Raw genomic sequence first — 20,761 nt, forward strand, 5'->3', positions numbered from 1 at the left:
AGGATATGAACATCAAAAAGGCTGTTTAGTTAGTGATTTTCACACTAATTAAACAGCCCTTGCTAGCTAGTTATACAATTAATTCATAACGGTTGCTTCTGGTTCATAGTGAATTAATTGTTTTACTTTATTATTTTCATCTAGTATGGCAACTTTAGGTTCATTTTTTTGTGCCTCTTCCAGCGTCAAATAACTGTAGCCTATGATTATAACAATATCTCCTGGCTGAACTAACCTAGCCGCTGCGCCATTTAAACAAATCACTCCAGAACCTCGTTCACCAGCAATTGTATAAGTTTCAAAGCGAGCTCCGTTATTATTGTTTACAATTTGAACTTTTTCGTTTGGGAGAATTCCAACCGTATCAAGTAAATCAGCATCTATTGTAATACTACCCACATAGTTTAAATCGGCTTGAGTAACTGTTGCACGGTGAATTTTCGAAGTCATCATCATTTTTAACATTATTTAGTCTCCTCAATCGAAAAAAGAATATTGTCTATTAATCTAACGTTTGAAAAATTAACTGCTGTCGCAAGTAAAAAGTGACATGTATCAGGATGTACTTCTTGTAAATCCGGATAACTACGTAATTCTAAATAGTCAATTTTCCCTGATGTTTCACTTTCAATCATCTTTTCAGCTATTTGTATTGCTTTTTCTTTATCGTGTGATTTTACAAATTCTGCTTTTGCCTGTTGCAAAGCTTTTTGTATATTCGGTGCCTGTTCTCTTTCTTCCTCTGTTAAAAAAACATTTCTTGAGCTTTTCGCAAGGCCATCTTCTTCCCGAACAATTGGCACACTGCAAATCGTAACTGGAAAATTATAATCTCTCACCATCATTTTAATAAGTGCTAATTGTTGAGCATCCTTTTGCCCAAAATAAGCATTTGTTGGTTGAACAATATGGAATAGTTTTGAAACAACTTGTAAAACCCCATTAAAATGGATGGGTCTTGTTGCCCCACAAAGAATTTTAGATGCAGGACCTGCTTCAAATCGAATTCCTCCATCTGTTGGATACATTTCTTCTACTGTCGGAGCAAACAAATAATCTACACCAGCTTCTGTAGCCAATTTCATATCATGCTCTAAATCTCTTGGATAACTATCATAGTCTTCATTTGGTCCAAATTGTGTAGGATTGACAAAATCACTCATTACAACTAGATCATTTTCTTCTCTTGCTGCTTTCGCTAAAGTTAAATGACCATCATGTAAAAAGCCCATAGTTGGAACTAATGCAATTTTTTTCTTTGTTTCTCTATGCTTTTCTAATTCTTGTTGTAATTCAAGGATGGTTGTGACAACTTTCATCTTTTAATTCCTCCATATAGATGACCTAGAGCTTCTGCTGACATTGAAAATTGATGTTCAGGTGCTGGAAATTCCCCTTTTTTAACAGCATCTTTATAAGCAGTGACACCATGTCTTATTTCGAAACCTACATCTGCGAATTTTTTCACAAATTTTGGAACGTGATGACCACCATATGATAATGTGTCATGGAATACTAATACCTGTCCATCAACCTCTTTACCTGCTCCAATACCAATAACAGGAATGTCTAATCTTTCAGTTACAATTCCTGCTAATTGGTGTGGTACACATTCTAGTACGATAGCACAGACACCTGCTTCTTGAAGTTCAAGCGCATCTTGAATCAGTTTTTCTGCTGCTTCAGTTGTTTTCCCTTGTACTTTATATCCCCCTAACACAGCAGCTGATTGTGGCTGCAACCCTAGATGTCCAACTATTGGAATACCGGCTGATATTAGTGTCTTAATAGAATTCACTAGATTGCCAGCACCTTCTAATTTCAAAGCATTTGCGCCTGTTTGTTGAAATAGCTTGACTGCATTTTTTAATGTATCGCCTACATCGCCATGATAACTGCCAAATGGCATATCTACTACGATAAACGTATCTTTTGCGCCTCTTCTTGTTGCTTTACCATGATGAATCATATCATCTAAAGTTACATTTACTGTTGAATCATAGCCTAGAACGACCATTCCTAGTGAATCTCCAACTAAAATCATGTCAATGTCAGCGCTTTCAGCGAGCATAGCTGAAGGGTAATCATAAGCAGTTAACATGACGATTTTCTCTTTTCGTTCTTTCATCTTTAGAAATTCAGTTGTACTTTTCATACACTCTCTCCTCCTTTTTGGGGAAGAAAACAAAAACCCCTCTGTCTAAAAATGGACAGAAGGGTAGTGTAATCACATTGAATCGTTTTCTTCCGTCCCTGTCTTCAAAGATCAAGGCAGATTTTTTTGTTATAGTGAAACTCAAATCTAAGGTACAGTTCTATAAAGATACTGTCCTGTGATTCCACTATAACAATTATTAAAACGATTGCCAATATTTATTTTTCAAGTTCGATATCTGCTGAATAAATTTCTTTTATTGTTCCATCATCAAGTTGCAACTTTAGAATACCTTCATTGGTTATACCAATGGCTTTTCCAACAAAAACATCACGTAAAGTTGTTGCTTTGATGCGACTACCGATTGTGCAGGAATATTCTTCCCACAATGCTTTAATATTTGTAAATCCTTCTGCAATATACTGGTTGCTAAATTTTTCTAAATAATAAAGTATCTTCGCAACAAGTTCCGCACGATCAATCTGCTTACCAATAGTTATTTTTAATGACGTTGCAATATTTGCAATATCTACATCAAAATCTTGAGAATCGTGGTTTACATTAATACCAATCCCCATAATTATTGCATTAACTCTATCTGGATCGGCTTGCATTTCTGTTAAAATCCCCGTACATTTCAAACCATTAATCAATAAATCGTTAGGCCACTTAATATCCGGACGAATTCCAGCTACATCCCGAATAGCACATGTGACTGCAACTGCACCAACTAATGTAAATTGTGGAGCTTCATACGGTGGAACATTCGGACGCAAAATAATACTCATTGCAATTCCTTTACCACTTTGTGATTTCCAAGGACGCGTTAAACGACCTCTGCCTTCTGTTTGTTCCTCACAAATGACCACTGTTCCATTAGGTGCTCCATCTTGAGCCTGTTGATGGGCTGTAGTTTGAGTGGAAGATAGGGTTTTTTCATAGATAATTTTCTTTCCGAATTGTTCTGTCTCAAGTGCTGCTGTAATTTTAGCCGGATCTAATGTATCAGGTGCCGATAGCATCATATATCCTTTTTTTCGGATAGACTCAAATTTATAGCCTTCTTCCTCTAATTGTTTCATATGCTTCCAGATTGCTGTTCTTGAGATGTTTAGGTCATCTGCTAATTGTTGTCCTGAAATTGGATCACCATTTGCAGCACTTAAACGTTTGATAAGCTCATATTTAATGGGTAAGCTCATTTAGATACCATTCCTTTATCTGTTGTCTCTCATTCAGTAAACGATTTTCTAAAATTTCTATAAGGATTTGGTCAAGTGTTTCCTTTAACCATGGTCCACTTTTTTTACTACTCCATTTAAGCAAATCATGTCCTGTGATGACTAAATCCGATTTATGCTGTATTGCTAGATTTGATTTTATATGTTCGATTTCTAATTTAGATTTTGGTTCAAAAACTATTTTTCCTAAAACCCTTGAAAATTCATAAGCAATTGTTAATACTTCTATATCAAATGTAAAGTAATCTTTTTTTGTCCATCCCGTTGAAGTTAACAATTGATAAGCTATAAGAATATTTTCCACCTGTTTTTTTTCATAGTTGGAGCATTTATATGCTCGCAAAACTTCTATATCCTGTGAGGGCTGTAGAAGACAAAAAAGTGCCCATCCTTTCCAAGACTCTTTACTTGCTCTAAACTTTTCCCATATAGCTGATTGTTGATCAAAATCGCCAGGCAAAAATTTAGCTAAACCAGATTGTTGAATATTTTGGATGGCCTTTTCTGGATGTTCACTTGTAAAGATTTTATCAAATTCTGCTTTTATCCTTTCAATTGCGATAAAATGGATATCCTGAGCTTGCTTTGATATTGCTTGGAATGTTGCTTTCTCGATTTTAAATCCTAATTGAGAACTAAAACGAATGGCACGAAGCATTCTTAATGCGTCTTCTTTAAACCGTTCCACTGGTTCACCAACAGCTCTTATAACACCATTTTGAATATCCTCTTTACCACCAAATAAGTCGATAATTTCTTGATGTCCGGTCATTGCCATTGCATTAATCGTGAAATCACGTCTTTTTAAATCTTCCGCTAAAGAAGACACAAAGTTGACTTGATCTGGTCGACGATGGTCTTGATAGGTACCTTCTGTACGATATGTGGTCACTTCTACAGGACTAAGTGGATGGATAACTAGAACTGTTCCATGGGCGATTCCTACATCAGCAGTACGCTTAAAAACAGTTTTCACTTCTTCAGGAACGGCATTCGTCGCAACATCTACATCGTTTGCCTGATGACCTCTTAAAGAATCACGTACTGCACCACCTACAATAACTGCCTCATAGCCATGCTCTTCAAGTGATGCAATTACGTCAAAAGCTGCTTTCCAAGCGGTTTGTTCAATCATGTTTTCGTGCCACCTTTTCATAGAGCGCTTCATACTGTTCCACAATATTAGAAGAATGGAATTGATTATTCGCTGTAAAAATTGCAGTCTCTCTAAATTGTCGAAGCTTTTCTTCATCCAATAATAGACCTATTGCATATTCTGCTGCCTTTTCACAATCACCAAGTTCTACAATATAGCCATTTTCCCCATGCTGTATAACTTCAGGTATTCCTCCAATATTCGTTCCAATCCCTGGTACCCCACATGCCATTGCTTCCAATAACACTAGACCAAACGCTTCTTTTTCAGACATCAATAACTTCAAATCACTCATTGCATATAGCTCAGATAAATTTTCTTGTTTTCCTAAAAATAAAATATCTGATGCAAATGGACATTTTTTTACTTCTTGCATAATTTGGTTTTTCTCAGGTCCATCACCGACCAACAATAATTTAGCCGGTATTTTTTCTCTTACTTTTATAAATGTTCGAATGACATCCGGTACATGTTTTACTTTTCTAAAATTCGAAACATGTATTAAAACTTTTTCATATTCTTGTATACCGAATTCTTCCTTCAACAAAGTTCCATCTTTTGGATAATACTCGCGTTCATCCACAAAATTATAAATGGTTTCAATTGGTTTATCGGTTTCAATCAAATCATAAGTTTGCTGTTTTAAAGAGTTTGACACAGCAGTTACAATATCTGATTTCTCAATGCCATATCGAATAGCACTTGTTAAAGATGAATCATATCCTAAAACCGTTATATCTGTACCATGTAGGGTAGTTACTATACCTACATCCTTGCCTGACATATCACGTGCTAATGCTGCACAAACAGCATGTGGAATAGCATAATGGACATGCAGTAAATCTAAATCTTCACTTTGAATAACATCTGCCATTTTACTTGCTAAAGCAATATCATATGGCGGATATTGAAAAACGGAATAATTGTTTACTTGGACTTCATGATAAAAAATTGTTGGATAAATTTTATTTAGTCTAAATGGCATACTAGAGGTAATAAAGTGTACTTCATGCCCTCTTTCTGCCATCATTTTACCAAGCTCTGTAGCCATTACACCAGAGCCTCCAACGGTCGGATAGCATGTGATACCGATTTTAAGTTTTTTCATCCGACCACTACCTTTCTATTTTCTTCTTTCTTGTATTAATCGCCAATCGATAAAACCTTTTTCTAATCCTTTTAGCAAAACTTCTGCAGTTCCCATATTTGTTGCCAATGGAATTTGGTATACATCACTTAAACGGATTAATGCTGACACATCTGGTTCATGTGGTTGTGCTGTTAATGGATCACGGAAGAAAACTACCATATCCATGTCGTTATTTGCAATCATTGCGCCTATTTGTTGATCTCCACCTAATGGACCAGAGCGGAAGCGATGTACACTTAACCCTGTAGCATCTATAACTCTTTGCCCTGTTGTTCCTGTTGCATATAATTCATGTTGTGCCAAGATATCGCGATATGCAGTTACAAATTGCACCATATCACTTTTTTTCTTATCATGTGCAATTAAAGCAATCTTCATAGCATTCTGCCCCTCTACTATAAAATATTTTCAAGTCCATAGACTAATTCTTTTAATCCCATAACTTTTTCAATCGATAATTTCACACCTGTCATAAAAGATTTACGATCAAATGAATCATGACGGATAGTTAATAACTCCCCTGTTCCTCCGAAGAGAACTTGTTGATGTGCTACAAGACCTGGTAATCGAACACTGTGAATACGCATTCCTTCTATATCAGCGCCTCTCGCACCTGCAATATTTTCGTGTTCTTCTGGATGGCCTTGTTTATGTTTCACACGACTTTGGGCAATTAATTGGGCTGTTTTCACCCCGGTACCAGATGGTGCATCTAATTTTCGATTATGGTGCATTTCAATAATTTCAACATCTGAAAAATAATTTGCCGCCATTTGAGCAAACTTCATCATTAAAACAGCACCAATCGCAAAATTAGGAGCAATTATACAACCAACCTCAGAAGTTTTAGATAGAGACACAAGTTCTTCTAATTGAGCATCTGAAAAACCAGTTGTTCCAATTACAGGTCGTACCCCAGCAAATAGCGCTGTTTTTGTATGTTCATACCCTACTTTAGGGGTTGTTAAATCGACAAAAACATCTGCTTGGATAACATCAAACAACGTATGTAACTCTGTGTATACCGGTACATCGTATTCATCTGGAAACATTTCATATTGTGCTAAGTTCGGGGCTAATTCTTTATGGTCTAGTACTGCTACTAATTCCATATTATCATCATTCATAACCGTATGTACCGCTTCTTGTCCCATTTTCCCTCTTGGTCCAGCAATTACAACTCGAATCGTCATTATATCTCATCCTTTCATATTGAACAATGTCTGATTAAACGTTACGTTTAAATGAATAGTTTTTAGTCATTAAATTAACCTATTTTTAAGTTTAAATTACTGTTTACTCCTATTCCTATCCTAAATAACTATCAACGTTGTTGTCAAAATACCAAAAATGCATGATAATATAGTCTTGTGAAGCTATTTAAACGGAACATATCTAACTAAACACGAAACATTCCCAATTAGCACAAAAATTATTGATAACTTCAAACTAGAATATTTTTCTACACATTAACGTTATTATACTCTACAACTAAAAATTGAGGTGAAACTAAATGCCAAATATTAAAATAAAAAATACTTTATTCATTATACTAGGGGCAGCTATTTTCAGTTTTGGTTTTGTACATTTTAATATACAAAATCATCTTGGTGAAGGTGGATTCAACGGTATTACATTAATCCTATACAATGTATTCAAACTAGACCCTGCTATTATGAACTTAGTATTAAATATACCAATGTTTATCATTGGATGGCGAATACTCGGAAAAAAAACTTTTGCTTATACAATTATCGGAACCGTTTCTGTATCTGTCTTCTTAAAAGTTTTTCAAATTTATCAATTTCCTATCGATTTGCATGACGACATGTTCCTTGTTTCATTATTTGCGGGTATCTTCCTTGGAGTTGGACTTGGAATTATCTTTCGCGTTGGTGGAACAACGGGTGGAGTAGATATTATCGCTCGACTTGTAAATAAATTCTTCGGTTGGCCAATGGGAAAAACGATGTTTATCTTCGATGCAGTTGTCATTATTTTATCTTGGGCAACTTATTTAGATGCTCGTTCTGTTATGTATACATTAGTTTGTGTTTTTGTAACAGCCAAAGTAATTGACTTTGTACAAGAAGGGGCTTATGCCGCAAAAGGAGCAATTATCATCTCTAATCATAATCACGAAATTGCAGAGCGAATAGCGAAGCAAATGGATCGTGGTGTTACTTTTTTAAAAGGCTATGGATATTATACAAAAGAAGATCGAGAAGTCATTTATTGTGTCGTTGCAAAAAATGAGATGTTTAGATTAAAAAGTATTGTACTATCAATAGACCCACATGCATTCATATCTGTTTCTGAAGTTCATGATGTCAGTGGTGAAGGGTTTACTTTAGACGATCAAAAAAGACCCATTGAATAAAATAATATTTTTATCAGATTATTAGAAAAAGCAGCGTGATTGGTTATCCAATCACGCTGCTTTTTAAATTAACTACTAATCTTCATTATTATTCAAGCCGGTGTATATTAACAACAAACGTGCTAATTCCATAACAGCTGTTGCCGCTGCTGCAACATATGTTAATGCAGCTGCACTTAATACTTTTCTGGCATGTGATTCTTCTTCGTTTCTAATAATCCCTAGGCTAACAACCTGATTGAGAGCACGTTTAGATGCATCAAATTCGACTGGTAAAGTCACTATTTGGAACAACACACCGATTGCTAATAGGATTATACCTATAAGCATTAATGAGCGCATTGATGAACTAAGCATACCAATCATGATGAAAATCCAAGATAAATTAGAAGAAATATTCGCTGCAGGCACTAATTTTGAACGAAGCGTTAAGAATGCATAAGCTTCTTTATGTTGAATAGCGTGTCCGCATTCATGAGCTGCTACAGAAGTACCAGCAACTGAAGCATTGTGATAGTTTTGAGATGATAAGGCAACTGTTTTACTCCTAGGATCATAATGATCAGATAATACACCAGGAGTTTCTACAACTCTTACATTACTTAACCCATTACTATCTAAAATTGTTCTAGCTACCTCCGCCCCTGTCATACCAGAAGTAGATCTTACCTCTGCATACCGCTTATAGGTTTTCATTACCTTTCGTTGAGCATAAAGCGGTAATAACAATAGTACAGCAAAATACACGATATACATCGCTATTGACAATTAAACCATCCTCCTATTACTTACTTACTCTCATTTTAAAGGGAAACTTTTTTAGCCGCAAATGATATCCTTTTTCGTGAAACATAATAAGCTAATGCTATGCAAGCAATAGACAACCAAAATGTAAAATAGCCAATTTCAGACATATAGGCAGAAAGCATACTATAGATTGGCATTTGGCCAAAAACATAATCTATAACATCATTATGTAGTGTCCAGATTGCTGCAATACTAACTTGAGTTAGTTTAATATCGTACATAGGTATATATAAAATTCCTTGTATAGCCATTGCCAAATGAGAAACAACAAGCATCCAACCAAGAAAACCAATAGAACCTATTTCTATGATTGCTAATAAGTTCATAACGACAGCCCATAATCCATATTTCACTAAAGTAATAAGTGCAAGTGCTTCTATAACGCGCCAATTTTTTCCTAAAAGCCATCCAATTACAGCTATCGAAAAAAATAAAGTAGCGGTTGGACTATCTGGAACAAATATATAAAAAAGAGGTCTTGTTATAGATAATTGTCCACCATACCAGATATATCCGCCAATTGTTCCTAAAATATTGACAGTTAATAGTAGCCACAGAAAAGCCCTATGGGATAGTATCTGCCACACTTGAGAAAATAAGTTATTCATTGGTACCCCCTCGATAAAATATTCTAATTATGTTATAACCTTTTTTGCTAGGGTTCGTCTATGTATATAGAAAAAAAGAGTCAGTTTCCTGACTCTTCTTTCTAGCTATTATTCAGCTTTTAAACCAGATATAAATTCAGCTAATTTTTGAAGATCTTCATCAGATCCCTTATATTGGCCTGCTGGCATACCGCCCTTACCTTCATGAGCGATTTTAGTAATCTCTTCAGGTGATAAGCCTGTATCTGTTAATGCAGGACCTGCACCACCTTGAAGTTTATCTCCATGGCAGTTAATACATGATTGTTTAGCGTATACTTTATAACCTGGATCTTCTTGGTCAATTTCAACAGCTTTAACAATTTCACCTTGTTTCTTAGCTGCAGCCCAGTCATGGTTAACAACTGATTCCCAAGTTAAGAATACCATTGAGGCAAGTGCTAATAGCATAAATGCTACTGGCAATGGTCGTTTTAAAGGTTTACGTTCAGGACCTCTATCTAAGAATGGCGCTAACATTAAAGCACCAATCGCAATTGCTGGAACAACGATTGCACCAATAGTATTGTAAGGACCTGAAGCATATTCGTATTTAAGCAATTGATATAAGAATAAGAAATACCAGTCCGGCATTGGAATATAGCTTGTGTTTGTTGGATCTGCTTGTCCTTCTAATGGAGATGGATGAGCAACTGTTAAAATTAGATAACCAACTAAAAATACAGCACCAACCATCCATTCTTTTAATAAGAAGTCTGGCCAGAATGGTTCTGTTTTACCAGGATATTCGGAATAATCTGGTGGATATACGTTTTTGTTATCTTTTTTAGGTACTCGCGTATCTCCTACGAATTTCATTCCTTTTCCTTTATGCATTTTGTCCCCTCCTTAAGGAAATATTAATGGCTAAATATGTAGTAAATACTACAATGGGCCAGATATCCCTTGTCTACGAATCATGATAAAGTGAGCAGCAAGCAATGCAAGTAAGCATGCTGGTAAGAAGAATACATGAATCGCAAAGAATCTAGTTAATGTTTGTGCACCGATGATTGTTGAATCACCAGCTAAAAGGATTTTGATTGCTTCACCGATAAAAGGAACTGATGCTGCAATTTGAATACCTACTTTTGTTGCAAACAATGCTTTCATGTCCCATGGTAGTAGGTAACCTGTAAAGCCAAGGCCTAACATTACACAGAAAATTAGTACCCCAACAATCCAGTTTAACTCACGAGGTTTTTTATAAGAACCTGTGAAGAATACACGTAATGTATGAAGGAACATCATGACAATTACGAGGGAAGCGCCCCAGTGGTGCATACCACGCACGATTTCACCGTATGCTACCTCATTTTGAAGGTAGTAAACAGACTTCCATGCATTTTCAATATCTGGTACATAGTACATTGTTAAGAACATACCTGATAAAATTTGAATAACAGTAACGAAGAACGTTAACCCGCCGAAACAATATACGAATGCAGAGAAATGGTGTGCAGGGTTTACGTGCTCTGGAACTTCATGGTCGGCTATATCACGCCAAATCGGTGTAATATCTAAGCGTTCATCGACCCAATCATAGATTTTATTAAGCACTGATGTCGTACCCCCTTACAATTATACTAAAGTATTTGCTCTTGTTTTTCCGATCAATAATAGACCGTCTTTTTCTTTTACTTCAAACTCGTCTAACGGACCAAGTGGTGGTGTACCTGCCACGTTTTTACCGTTTTTCTCATAACGGCCACCGTGACATGGGCAGTAGAATTGGTTTTTGTGTGCTGTATCACCAGCCCAGTTTACTGTACAGCCTAAATGTTTACATACAGGTGAAAGTGCGACAATTTTATCGCCATCTTTATAAACCCACGCTGTGTTTGTAACATCAGATTTGTACCAAGCGTCAACTTGTTCGAATGTGAAATCTACTTTTACAGGAGTTTCTGAAAGTTCTGAGACTTTTTTGTCAGTAGGTACAAAGTCTCCGCCTGCTTTCTTTTGAAGAATTGGATCAACTGCAAAGCGAGCCATCGGCATTAACATACCAGCTGCCATGAAGCCACCAACACCTGTAAGTGTGTAGTTTAAAAATTGACGTCTTGTGACACGATTGTTACTCATTCTTTTCCCCCCTCTAACTTAAGGTCAGTCCAACGGACAAACTTATACAAAATAGTAATACTAGGACATATCTATGATATATCAAGTAAAATGTAAGGTCAATAACGCATTCAAGTGTTTTATACACATTTGTGAACATTTATTGAATCTGCATTCAATCTAGATTTATTGTTTTGCCCACTTTTGAGATAGCATTGGTATAACTTGTCTTAACTGATCACTAAGTACTGATTGTTTAACTTTTTGATCCATATCACCCAATGGAATAGAAGGAAGCCAAATAATGTCGTAATTTATCACAAATTGGGTCCAATCATGATCAGACGTGATGAAGAAAATATATTTAAAACCAGCTTCCAATAGTTCCTCTTGAATTGAGCTGATTAAAGATTCTTTCGACATTACTTTTGTGTATGTAATCGGTGAAGTTAAAACAATACGCCCTTTAAATTGTTGTTCAATAAAGTTAGTCAATGACATTAAGAATTCTGCCCCAGAAGCACTCTGTTTTATACCTAAATCTTTTCCTTCTAATAAAACTAATGGAACTAATGCTGTATCGATAAACTCTTTTTGTTTTAAAAATTCTTCAATGTCTTTGCTTGTCCAAAACATATCTATTCCTCCAAAAGTAAAACTTCATCCAATGATGGATGAAGTTTTTTATTTTTCCACATTTTTTATAACATTAAGTAATGCAGATAACTTGTAAAACTTCTCTTTGTCATTTTGATCTAACGCTTCATCAATCTGTTTTAATATTGCTTCTTCTTGGAATGTTTTCATACTATCTTTTAAAATTTCCTCTGCAAGCTGTCGATCCGACTCACTAATTTGCAAATAATTAGGCATGTATGGATTTTCCTCTAATACGGTTAAATACTCTCTACTTGGCGGAACCTTTGGGAAATTCAATTGAATATACATAGCTTCATCTGGATGAAGCCTTAAATCATGGAAGGATTTTTCCGCATCTGCTGTCATTATATTACCTCTATAGAAGCGAAACGGTATGCCAGATGAATCAGTAGTTGACATAACCATTGCTCGTGGGCAGTAATGTGCTTCTTCTACAAAATGAATATGCTCTAATAATTCATCATGACCAAGCAGATAATTCAAAATCCATACGCACTCACGACGTTTCATTTGGTACTTTTTTAAAAACCAACGGACAAATTCTTTTTTGTCCAAGACAGAAACGGATGCGGTCATTTTGTATGAGCCTCCTCTCATTCAAAAGTTTGTAAAAGATCTTGCCAAGTAGGTTCATCTGGTTGAATAGCAATTAATTGATTTACCACTTCTTTTGCTTCATTTCGTTTACCATCTTCAATTAGGAAGTAAGCATATTTTTCAAGGAATAATGGATCTTCCTTATGGTCATTATATGCTAATTGATAAAAATCATATGCACGTTCATAATTTTCTAATCGATCGAAAGAGATGGCTGCGAACATAGATAATGTAGGCCAATCGAAACTTTCCTTCTCTAAATTTTCAATGAGCTCAACCACTTCTTCATCTCTTTCTTCTTTAGAAAGAATAGAAACTAGGGTAATTATCGCTTCCATATATTCACTATCTAATGCAATTGCTTGTCGTAAATACTGTTCAGCTTCTTTTGGTAAACTGTTTTTAAGCGCCATCTTCCCTGCAAATAAATACAACTCTTTATCATATTCATCACGAGATATACCTTCTGTAATTACTTCTAATGCTTTTTTATTGTTTTCAAGCATTGCATAACTTTGAGCTAATAATAAATATGCAGAGAAATAATCTGGGTCAAGTGTTTTCAAATCTTCCGCATAACGTATTGCAGTTTCATACATTTGTGATTGGAATGCAGAATAAGCTGCTCCAAATAATAAATCAGGAGAAGTATTATCTTCCAATGCTTTTATATAAAACGTTAGAGCCTCTTCAAATGCTGCGCCTGCACGATGTACTTCAGCTAATCGCTCAACTAATCTTACTCCTGCAATTTCGCTTTGTTCCTCATACAATTCATGATATATACGAGCTGCTTCAGTAAAGCGTCCCATTTCCATTAGTAACTCTGCTTTTGCAAAATGCAATAATGGTTCATTTGGCAATAAATCTAATGCTTCATTTATACGCTGCTCTGATGCTTCATATAACCCCTGCATTTGATAGTAATCTGCTAATGCAAGTAAAGCTTGTGGATATTCTTCTGCCTCTGGGCTAATTTCCATCAGAATGTTTAATGCTGCATCCCCTTGTTCTCGTTCCATTAATAATGTGGCACGATCAATTTTCAGTTGAGCCTCATCTGGAAATAAGTATTGCAAGTGCTCTAATAATTCATCAGCTTCATCTAAAAAGCCAAAATTCATCAGAAAACCTACTACTTCATATTGCATGTCTGGATCTACTTGAACTTTAAAATCTTCAAGCAAATTATGGATTCCCTCTAGGTCTCCTTTTTGAATTGCATCAATCATTTTTTTTTGAATTTCCATTTTGTCACCTAATCCTACTTTTAATACCTTCATATATCGGCTACATCAACTTTTACGAGTAGCTAAAAAAACTGTAATAGTTTCCATACTTTAGGCTAACTCCATAATGGTCAACTTTGCTTTTAACATTATGCTACATGACTACTGCTTTGTATACAAGGAAAAACTCTCCTAATATAGGAGAGCTTTTTGGGAATTTTACTATTTTATAAGCTTATTTATATCGTCAAAGAATGTAGGATAAGATACCGCAATACAGTCAGCATCATCTAATGTCACTTCATCATCTATTAATAATGACGCAATTGCACCCATCATGCCAATTCGATGATCGCCATACGTTTTTAGTGATCCACCATGTAGTTCTTTAGAGCCGTGAATAATCATGCCATCTTCTGTAGCCTCAATATCAGCGCCTAATTTTTTCAATTCAGTAACAACAGCTGTAATTCGATCCGTCTCTTTTACTTTTAGCTCAGCTGCATCTCGAATAATTGTCGTTCCTTTTGCTTTTGTTGCAAGCAGAGCGATAATCGGAATCTCATCGATTAATCGAGGAATAATATTTCCATCTATAGTGACACCTACTAAATCTGATGTTCTGATTGTAATAGTCGCTATAGGTTCCGCAGCATCTTCGTCATCTACAATGATTTCCATATTAGCACCCATAGCAGCTAGTACATCTATAATTCCTGTTCTTGAAGGATTAAAACCGACATTGCGCAAAATTATTTCACTATTTTCAGCCATTGCACCCGCAACTAAAAAGAATGCTGCAGACGATATATCACCTGGTACCTCTACATGAGTTGCTTGTAAAGTTTGACCACCTTTAAAGAAAATCGTTCCTTCTTCGACAGAAACGTCTGCGCCAAACTGGCGAAGCATTCTTTCAGTGTGATCTCTTGATATGTCTTTTTCATGGATAATTGTCGTTCCTTTTGCCTGTATGCCTGCAAGTAAGATAGCTGATTTTACTTGAGCGCTAGCTACTGGCATCGTGTATTCAATAGCGTGTAACGGACTACCTTTTATCGCTAATGGTGTATATTGACCGTCCATTCTTCCTGTAATTTGAGCACCCATTTCTCGAAGTGGTGTAATCACACGTTTCATCGGTCTTTTAGCGATTGAAGCATCTCCATTTAGAATAGAATGTATATTAGAGCCTGATAGTAGACCAAGCATTAAACGAGTAGTTGTGCCGGAATTACCTGTATACAATATATCTGTAGGTTCTTCCCAATTAATAATCCCTCTACTATTAATCTCTACATCTGTGCCATCTAGCTCAATATTGACACCTAATTTTCTAAAGCACTCTATCGTACTTAAACAATCATCACCCAATAAGAAGCCACTCACAGTTGTTTTGCCCTCTGCAATACTTCCGAACATAATAGCCCTATGTGAAATGGATTTATCTCCTGGAACTTTTATATTGCCTTTAAGCACAGGCTTTTTAAAATTCAGTCTTGCTTCTACCATGATTTGCTACCTCCTTTAGGATATATATACCTCATAGGGGCTACGTTTTTCAATACAAGCTGCCGCCTTTTCCCTATCATCTGCATTTTGGAAACTAACAACCAATATTCCGAAAACATCCTCACGCGTTTCTACAATTCGTATATTCGTAATACTAATTCGCTCATCAGCTAAATAAGCAGTGATTTCAGCAATACTACCTGGGTAATCCGGGACATCTATATATAAATCATAGGTAGAATAAAGTGCCCCCTGCGATGTGCTCGGAAGATCGTCCCTAAAATGCTTTGCCTTTGCGAAAAATGTTTCAATTTGCTGATTATCACCATTTTCAAGCAATGTTTGAACTCTAGACATTTCTTGCTGCCAATTTGCAAGTTGGTTTGCGATTTGTTTACGATTTTGCAATGTAATGTCACGCCATAATATCGGATTGGATGATGCAACCCTTGTAATATCTCTAAACCCACCTGCTGCTAAAAGCTTTGTCAACGAATTTTCTTTACTCTCATTAGCCAACATATGTACTAACGATGCTGCTACAATATGTGGAAAATGACTTACAACAGACGTCATTTGATCATGAGTATCCGCTAATACTGTTGTTAGTTTTGCACGTGTATATTGTAAAACATCTTTTAATTGTTGGACATTACTTTCTTCTTCATCAGCTAGTGGTGTCAACATATAATAAGCATTTTCAAAAAGATATGGTTTTGCAGCAAGTACTCCACTTTTATGAGAACCTGCCATCGGATGACCTCCGATAAATGTAATACCTAAGTCTTTTAACTCAAGTGCTTTTTCCATTATTAATGATTTTGTACTTCCTGTATCTGTAATAATTAGCTTCTCAGGTAAATCCCAATTTTTTAGTTTTTCCATCCATTCAATTGTTGCATTCACAGGTGTGGCAAAAAGCAATATATCAACATTTTTCACAGCCACTTCTGGTTGTTTCGTTACATCTTGCACAACGCCTAACACTTTAGCACTTTGAAGAGTATTTTCATTTACATCAAATCCAATCACGCGAATATTCGGCGATTTTTGGAGAGCTAGAGCAATTGAACCACCTATTAAGCCTAGCCCTACGACAAGGACTGTTTGCTTCAAGCAAAGACGCCTTCTTCTTCTAATACTGCTGTTAACTGTGCTAGTAAACCTGCGTTTTGTGCTTGTGTTCCAATTGTGACACGAATATACCCTGGTGTTCCAAGTGCATTACCACTACGAATTATAAACCCACGTTGCATTAATTTTTGGAATACAACATCACTATCCATTTTCACTTCCATTAAAATAAAATTCGTATCAGTTGGATAATATTGTAAGTGACGCTCATCACAATATGCCTCAATCTGTTCTTTTCCTTTAGTATTTTCAACACGACATTTTTCAATATATTCTTGGTCTTTTAACGCAACTTGAATAACAGCTTGACTTAAAACTGTGTTATTAAATGGTCCTCTTACTGGATCAAGTTTTGCGATTAAATCTTTATTAGCAATACCATATCCTACTCGGAATGCAGCTAGACCATATGCCTTTGAGAAAGTGCGTAAAATAATAACATTTGAATAATCCTTTATATATGGAATTGTATCCTTGTGTTTATCGTTTGTAACATATTCGAAATAAGCTTCGTCTAATACTACTAAAACATCTTTTGGTACTTGATCTAAAAATGCTTTTAAAGGTGCATCTTCAACTACCACTCCTGTAGGATTATTTGGGCTACATACCCATACAACAGCGGTATTTTCATCAATCTCTTGAAGCATCGCATCTAAATCATGATTACCATCTTTTAATGGGACTTCTCGTATTTCTGCACCTTCGATTCGTGCATTTAGAGCATATTGAGAAAAGGTTGGTTTGCCCATTACAGTATTTACACCTGGGTGTAAAAGCGCTCGTGTAATAATACTAATTAGTTCATCTGAACCGTTACCGAAAATAAGTTCATCCCCTGAAACACCGAGATGTTTTGCAACAGTTTCACGCATATCTGTAGCATAACCATCTGGATATAAAGCAAAGTTAAAAGATTCGTTGGCTAAAAATTCATGTACTTTTGGGGAACAGCCAAATGGATTTTCATTTGAAGCTAATTTTACAATTTCATTTAATCCAAATTCTCTTTTTACAGCATCAATTGATTTACCTGGTTGGTAAGCTTTCATGCCGTTAATCTGTTCTTTCCATTTCATAAAAAATCTCCTCTTTTCGGTAACATTTATTTCGCTAAATCTGGTCGTAACTTAACTGCATCATTTAAATATATATGCTGTATTTTTTCTTGTTCAACTTCCGTATTGACATGTACCAATACACGAATACACAGCGGTAATGCCTCTGGAACATTCATCTCATGCATACACATAACAGGGACATAATTCCAGTTTTCTATCGTACGAACTGCTTTCGCTGGAAAGGCTGATACAATATCTGGTGTTGTTGAAACAATTACTGAAGCAACATTTTCTGGCTTAATATTATTAGCTATAATTATTTCACGCATTAAATGAGCAGTTTCCTGCAAAACCAGTTGGGCATCGTCATACTCAATTGTTACTGCACCTCTTACGCCTCTAATCATAAGCAACCTCCTCTAGCAATCCTCTTAAAACGTGATCTATTTCACGACATTCTTGTTGAGATATTTTTTGAACAAATGGTTGGCCTACTTTTTGTAATAAGACAAATTGCAATTCACCATATTCTGCCTTTTTATCTTTCATCAAATAACCTAATAATTCATCAAAGGTAAAGTTTGCTACAGCCTCAAACGGATAGCCGTTACGTAAAGCGAATTGTAAAAATTCGATCGTGAATGCACGTGAAATTTCTCCATATCGCTCGCTAAGAAGAAGCGCATATACCATACCAATCATAACCGCTTCTCCATGTGCAACCCTTCCAAACCCTGAAGCAGCTTCTATTGCATGACCATATGTATGACCAAAGTTCAAAAACTTTCGAACTGAATGTTCTTCCTCATCTTGTTCTACAATGGATGCCTTAACACGTATTCCTTGCTCTAGATTGTTCTCTAATTGATCCTTAGATAATGACAAAATAGAAGTTGTTTCCATCAATTGTTGCAACCATTTTTCATCAGAAATTAATGCATGTTTAATCACTTCTGCCATACCAGAACGAATTTCACGCTTCGGTAAACTTTCTAGAAAGTCAATATCAAAAATGACTCCTTTAGGTTGATAGAAAGCGCCAATCATATTCTTTCCTAATGGATGGTTTATGGCTGTTTTACCACCGACTGCACTATCGTGAGCTAGAATAGTTGTTGGTAATTGGATGAACGGAATTCCTCTCATAAAGGTAGCTGCAACAAATCCTGTTAAATCGCCTACCGCTCCTCCACCAAATGCAAATAGAAATGATTTTCGCGTACACTTTTGTTCGAGTAAAAAGGTTTGGGCAGCAAAATAATTTTCAAATGTTTTACATGCTTCTCCACCTGGTAAAACAAAAACTTTGAATGTATATGGAAATTCTCGTGTGAATTTCTCTTCGTAGATTTTCCAAATATGTTCATCCGTAAAAACAATCAATTGATCTGCTTTAGCTATGTCCCCTTCAAATGACTGAACAGCTTTTGTAAAATTACCGCTACCAATTTGTACTTCATAAGCATGTGATTGTGCTTTAACAGGAATATTCATTCTTAAAACTCCTTCGTATATAATTTCATAGCATCAATTTGTGCTTTTAGTTGTTCAATTTGATCACTATGGAATTGTTCTACAATGGCTTTTGCGATTTCAAAAGCAATAACATGTTCTGCTACAACAGAAGCCGCTGGTACTGCGCAACTATCAGAACGCTCAACACTAGCTTTAAACGGTTCTTTTGTATCAATATCAACACTTTGTAACGGCTTATATAAAGTCGGGATTGGTTTCATAACACCTCGAACAATAATTGGCATACCTGTTGACATACCGCCTTCTAGACCACCTAAACGATTAGTACGTCTTGTATATCCATTCTCTTCTGACCATAAAATCTCATCATGCACTTCACTGCCTTTTAAATGTGCCATTTCAAAGCCTAATCCAAATTCAACACCTTTAAACGCATTAATACTTAACATAGCTGCAGCTAATTTTGCATCTAATTTTCGATCATATTGTACATAAGAGCCGATTCCTGCTGGTAATCCTTCTACAATGACTTCGACAACTCCACCAATAGAATCGCCAGCTTTCTTTGCTTCATCAATCGCTTCTACCATTTTTGTAGAAGCAATTTTGTCTGCACAATAACATGGATCCTCTTCAATTATTGCTCTAATCTCATCTACAGACTTTTGGGCAATCTTATTGGGGTCTGCAATGACGCCACCAATTTCCGTAACATGTGAAACGATGTGAATTCCTAACTCACTTAACAAAGCTTTTGCTACTGCACCAACTGCAACCCTAACGGTTGTTTCTCTAGCAGAAGAACGTTCAAGAACATTCCGCAAATCACGATGTCCATATTTCATACCACCTACTAAATCAGCGTGTCCTGGACGAGGTCTTGTAATTTTTCTTTTTATATCATCTGGATTCACATCATCTGGCAGAGGTTCAGCCCCCATGATTTTTGTCCAGTGTTTCCAATCATCATTTTTTACAACTAGAGCAATTGGAGATCCTAATGTTTTGCCGTGTCGAACACCAGAAGTAATTTCGACCGTATCTGTCTCAATTTGCATACGGCGGCCTCTTCCATGACCACCTTGGCGACGTTTTAATTCTTTATTGATCATCTCAGCCGTTAGCGGTAATTGCGCTGGTAATCCTTCTATAATCGTTGTTAGTTGTGGACCATGTGATTCTCCTGCTGTTAAATATCGCATAGCACTTTCTCCCTTCAACTCGCTAAAGTATATGTATTTCACTATAACATATTTTAACTTAAAAAAGCAGTTTGTAACGGGAATTTTTAAATAATCATACAATTAATTTTTCATTTAATTCTATAAATAACTTAAATCTCTTCTTTTTATATGATAGATTGTCAAATTAACTGCACCACCTGATATTCAAATGCTTCCTGCGTGGTGTTCCAGTTGAGGCACTTTCTTGGTCGATTGTTGATCAATGAAAGTGCTTTTTCTATTTTTGATGGTGTTAGTTGTCCCAAATC

Annotated in this window: 23 protein-coding genes; 1 reads left to right on the forward strand and 22 read right to left on the reverse strand. The window is 35.9% G+C overall.

The window, feature by feature from the left end; genetic code table 11:
* Window positions 1–78 precede the first annotated feature (78 nt).
* From panD to dapB, 8 genes are all read right to left on the reverse strand, one after another.
* Window positions 79–465, reverse strand: a complete 387-nt coding sequence (panD, locus tag CW357_RS08910) for an aspartate 1-decarboxylase (protein WP_119415379.1) — start codon at window positions 463–465, stop codon at window positions 79–81.
* Window positions 465–1,319, reverse strand: coding sequence for a pantoate--beta-alanine ligase (gene panC / locus CW357_RS08915; protein ID WP_124217838.1), 855 nt, complete (start codon window positions 1,317–1,319; stop codon window positions 465–467). The genes panD and panC overlap by 1 nt, the downstream gene beginning before the upstream one ends.
* The gene (gene panB, locus CW357_RS08920; protein WP_124217839.1) at window positions 1,316–2,155 is read right to left on the reverse strand and encodes a 3-methyl-2-oxobutanoate hydroxymethyltransferase; all 840 of its coding nucleotides are present in this window, start codon (window positions 2,153–2,155) and stop codon (window positions 1,316–1,318) included. Before panB ends, panC begins: the two co-directional genes overlap by 4 nt.
* Window positions 2,156–2,373: 218 nt before the next feature.
* Window positions 2,374–3,357, reverse strand: a complete 984-nt coding sequence (locus tag CW357_RS08925) for a biotin--[acetyl-CoA-carboxylase] ligase (RefSeq protein ID WP_119415382.1) — start codon at window positions 3,355–3,357, stop codon at window positions 2,374–2,376.
* Window positions 3,341–4,531, reverse strand: coding sequence for a CCA tRNA nucleotidyltransferase (locus CW357_RS08930; protein WP_119415383.1), 1,191 nt, complete (start codon window positions 4,529–4,531; stop codon window positions 3,341–3,343). The genes CW357_RS08925 and CW357_RS08930 overlap by 17 nt, the downstream gene beginning before the upstream one ends.
* Window positions 4,524–5,660 (reverse strand): N-acetyl-alpha-D-glucosaminyl L-malate synthase BshA, encoded by a 1,137-nt coding sequence (gene bshA / locus CW357_RS08935; RefSeq protein WP_124217840.1) that lies wholly within the window; start codon window positions 5,658–5,660, stop codon window positions 4,524–4,526. The genes CW357_RS08930 and bshA overlap by 8 nt, the downstream gene beginning before the upstream one ends.
* 15 nt (window positions 5,661–5,675) lie before the next feature.
* Window positions 5,676–6,080, reverse strand: a complete 405-nt coding sequence (gene mgsA / locus CW357_RS08940; RefSeq protein WP_119415385.1) for a methylglyoxal synthase — start codon at window positions 6,078–6,080, stop codon at window positions 5,676–5,678.
* A gap of 17 nt (window positions 6,081–6,097) precedes the next feature.
* Entirely contained in the window at window positions 6,098–6,895 is a 798-nt protein-coding gene (gene dapB, locus CW357_RS08945) for a 4-hydroxy-tetrahydrodipicolinate reductase (RefSeq protein ID WP_119415386.1), read from the reverse strand.
* A 320-nt stretch (window positions 6,896–7,215) separates the two neighbouring features.
* Here dapB and CW357_RS08950 point away from each other — a divergent pair, with 320 nt between their 5' ends.
* Window positions 7,216–8,082: a YitT family protein gene (locus CW357_RS08950; RefSeq protein ID WP_119415387.1), complete on the forward strand. Its 867-nt coding sequence runs from the start codon at window positions 7,216–7,218 to the stop codon at window positions 8,080–8,082.
* Window positions 8,083–8,157: 75 nt separating this feature from the next.
* Here the strand turns inward: CW357_RS08950 and CW357_RS08955 are convergent, their stop codons facing one another.
* The 14 genes from CW357_RS08955 to aroC form a co-directional block, all read right to left on the reverse strand.
* Complete coding sequence (locus tag CW357_RS08955) at window positions 8,158–8,850, reverse strand: zinc metallopeptidase (RefSeq protein ID WP_367269414.1); 693 nt, start codon at window positions 8,848–8,850, stop codon at window positions 8,158–8,160.
* A 35-nt stretch (window positions 8,851–8,885) separates the two neighbouring features.
* Window positions 8,886–9,497: a lipoprotein heptaprenylglyceryl N-acetyltransferase LhaT gene (locus CW357_RS08960; protein ID WP_119415388.1), complete on the reverse strand. Its 612-nt coding sequence runs from the start codon at window positions 9,495–9,497 to the stop codon at window positions 8,886–8,888.
* Window positions 9,498–9,605: 108 nt separating this feature from the next.
* Window positions 9,606–10,373: a menaquinol-cytochrome c reductase cytochrome b/c subunit gene (locus tag CW357_RS08965; protein ID WP_119415389.1), complete on the reverse strand. Its 768-nt coding sequence runs from the start codon at window positions 10,371–10,373 to the stop codon at window positions 9,606–9,608.
* Between the two features lie 48 nt (window positions 10,374–10,421).
* Window positions 10,422–11,096, reverse strand: coding sequence for a menaquinol-cytochrome c reductase cytochrome b subunit (qcrB, locus tag CW357_RS08970; RefSeq protein WP_124217841.1), 675 nt, complete (start codon window positions 11,094–11,096; stop codon window positions 10,422–10,424).
* Between the two features lie 21 nt (window positions 11,097–11,117).
* Window positions 11,118–11,621 carry a QcrA and Rieske domain-containing protein gene (locus tag CW357_RS08975; protein ID WP_119415391.1) on the reverse strand — a complete coding sequence of 168 codons (504 nt, stop codon included), beginning with the start codon at window positions 11,619–11,621 and terminating at the stop codon, window positions 11,118–11,120.
* Window positions 11,622–11,786: 165 nt separating this feature from the next.
* Window positions 11,787–12,236, reverse strand: a complete 450-nt coding sequence (locus tag CW357_RS08980) for a DUF2487 family protein (protein WP_119415392.1) — start codon at window positions 12,234–12,236, stop codon at window positions 11,787–11,789.
* Between the two features lie 48 nt (window positions 12,237–12,284).
* Entirely contained in the window at window positions 12,285–12,836 is a 552-nt protein-coding gene (locus CW357_RS08985; protein ID WP_119415393.1) for a ReoY family proteolytic degradation factor, read from the reverse strand.
* 17 nt (window positions 12,837–12,853) lie between these two features.
* The gene (locus tag CW357_RS08990; RefSeq protein ID WP_119415403.1) at window positions 12,854–14,107 is read right to left on the reverse strand and encodes a tetratricopeptide repeat protein; all 1,254 of its coding nucleotides are present in this window, start codon (window positions 14,105–14,107) and stop codon (window positions 12,854–12,856) included.
* 201 nt (window positions 14,108–14,308) lie between these two features.
* The gene (aroA, locus tag CW357_RS08995; protein ID WP_119415394.1) at window positions 14,309–15,598 is read right to left on the reverse strand and encodes a 3-phosphoshikimate 1-carboxyvinyltransferase; all 1,290 of its coding nucleotides are present in this window, start codon (window positions 15,596–15,598) and stop codon (window positions 14,309–14,311) included.
* Between the two features lie 15 nt (window positions 15,599–15,613).
* Window positions 15,614–16,714, reverse strand: a complete 1,101-nt coding sequence (locus tag CW357_RS09000; protein WP_119415395.1) for a prephenate dehydrogenase — start codon at window positions 16,712–16,714, stop codon at window positions 15,614–15,616.
* A complete protein-coding gene (gene hisC, locus CW357_RS09005; protein WP_124217842.1) occupies window positions 16,711–17,811 on the reverse strand; it encodes a histidinol-phosphate transaminase in 1,101 nt (366 codons plus the stop codon). The genes CW357_RS09000 and hisC overlap by 4 nt, the downstream gene beginning before the upstream one ends.
* 26 nt (window positions 17,812–17,837) lie before the next feature.
* Window positions 17,838–18,200, reverse strand: a complete 363-nt coding sequence (gene aroH, locus CW357_RS09010; RefSeq protein WP_119415397.1) for a chorismate mutase — start codon at window positions 18,198–18,200, stop codon at window positions 17,838–17,840.
* The gene (gene aroB / locus CW357_RS09015; protein ID WP_124217843.1) at window positions 18,193–19,287 is read right to left on the reverse strand and encodes a 3-dehydroquinate synthase; all 1,095 of its coding nucleotides are present in this window, start codon (window positions 19,285–19,287) and stop codon (window positions 18,193–18,195) included. Before aroB ends, aroH begins: the two co-directional genes overlap by 8 nt.
* Before the next feature lie 2 nt (window positions 19,288–19,289).
* Window positions 19,290–20,471, reverse strand: a complete 1,182-nt coding sequence (gene aroC, locus CW357_RS09020; RefSeq protein ID WP_119415399.1) for a chorismate synthase — start codon at window positions 20,469–20,471, stop codon at window positions 19,290–19,292.
* Window positions 20,472–20,761: the final 290 nt, after the last annotated feature.

The sequence above is a fragment of the Rummeliibacillus sp. TYF005 genome (genome assembly GCF_003844195.1).
Taxonomy (GTDB): domain Bacteria; phylum Bacillota; class Bacilli; order Bacillales_A; family Planococcaceae; genus Rummeliibacillus.

Coding starts and splice junctions, on each gene's coding strand:
- panD (WP_119415379.1), bottom strand. CDS start 465: ATGTTAAAAATGATGATGACTTCGAAAATTCACCGTGCAACAGTTACT.
- panC (WP_124217838.1), bottom strand. CDS start 1,319: ATGAAAGTTGTCACAACCATCCTTGAATTACAACAAGAATTAGAAAAG.
- panB (WP_124217839.1), bottom strand. CDS start 2,155: ATGAAAAGTACAACTGAATTTCTAAAGATGAAAGAACGAAAAGAGAAA.
- CW357_RS08925 (WP_119415382.1), bottom strand. CDS start 3,357: ATGAGCTTACCCATTAAATATGAGCTTATCAAACGTTTAAGTGCTGCA.
- CW357_RS08930 (WP_119415383.1), bottom strand. CDS start 4,531: ATGATTGAACAAACCGCTTGGAAAGCAGCTTTTGACGTAATTGCATCA.
- bshA (WP_124217840.1), bottom strand. CDS start 5,660: ATGAAAAAACTTAAAATCGGTATCACATGCTATCCGACCGTTGGAGGC.
- mgsA (WP_119415385.1), bottom strand. CDS start 6,080: ATGAAGATTGCTTTAATTGCACATGATAAGAAAAAAAGTGATATGGTG.
- dapB (WP_119415386.1), bottom strand. CDS start 6,895: ATGACGATTCGAGTTGTAATTGCTGGACCAAGAGGGAAAATGGGACAA.
- CW357_RS08950 (WP_119415387.1), top strand. CDS start 7,216: ATGCCAAATATTAAAATAAAAAATACTTTATTCATTATACTAGGGGCA.
- CW357_RS08960 (WP_119415388.1), bottom strand. CDS start 9,497: ATGAATAACTTATTTTCTCAAGTGTGGCAGATACTATCCCATAGGGCT.
- CW357_RS08965 (WP_119415389.1), bottom strand. CDS start 10,373: ATGCATAAAGGAAAAGGAATGAAATTCGTAGGAGATACGCGAGTACCT.
- CW357_RS08975 (WP_119415391.1), bottom strand. CDS start 11,621: ATGAGTAACAATCGTGTCACAAGACGTCAATTTTTAAACTACACACTT.
- CW357_RS08980 (WP_119415392.1), bottom strand. CDS start 12,236: ATGTTTTGGACAAGCAAAGACATTGAAGAATTTTTAAAACAAAAAGAG.
- CW357_RS08985 (WP_119415393.1), bottom strand. CDS start 12,836: ATGACCGCATCCGTTTCTGTCTTGGACAAAAAAGAATTTGTCCGTTGG.
- CW357_RS08990 (WP_119415403.1), bottom strand. CDS start 14,107: ATGGAAATTCAAAAAAAAATGATTGATGCAATTCAAAAAGGAGACCTA.
- aroA (WP_119415394.1), bottom strand. CDS start 15,598: ATGGTAGAAGCAAGACTGAATTTTAAAAAGCCTGTGCTTAAAGGCAAT.
- hisC (WP_124217842.1), bottom strand. CDS start 17,811: ATGAAATGGAAAGAACAGATTAACGGCATGAAAGCTTACCAACCAGGT.
- aroH (WP_119415397.1), bottom strand. CDS start 18,200: ATGATTAGAGGCGTAAGAGGTGCAGTAACAATTGAGTATGACGATGCC.
- aroB (WP_124217843.1), bottom strand. CDS start 19,287: ATGAATATTCCTGTTAAAGCACAATCACATGCTTATGAAGTACAAATT.
- aroC (WP_119415399.1), bottom strand. CDS start 20,471: ATGCGATATTTAACAGCAGGAGAATCACATGGTCCACAACTAACAACG.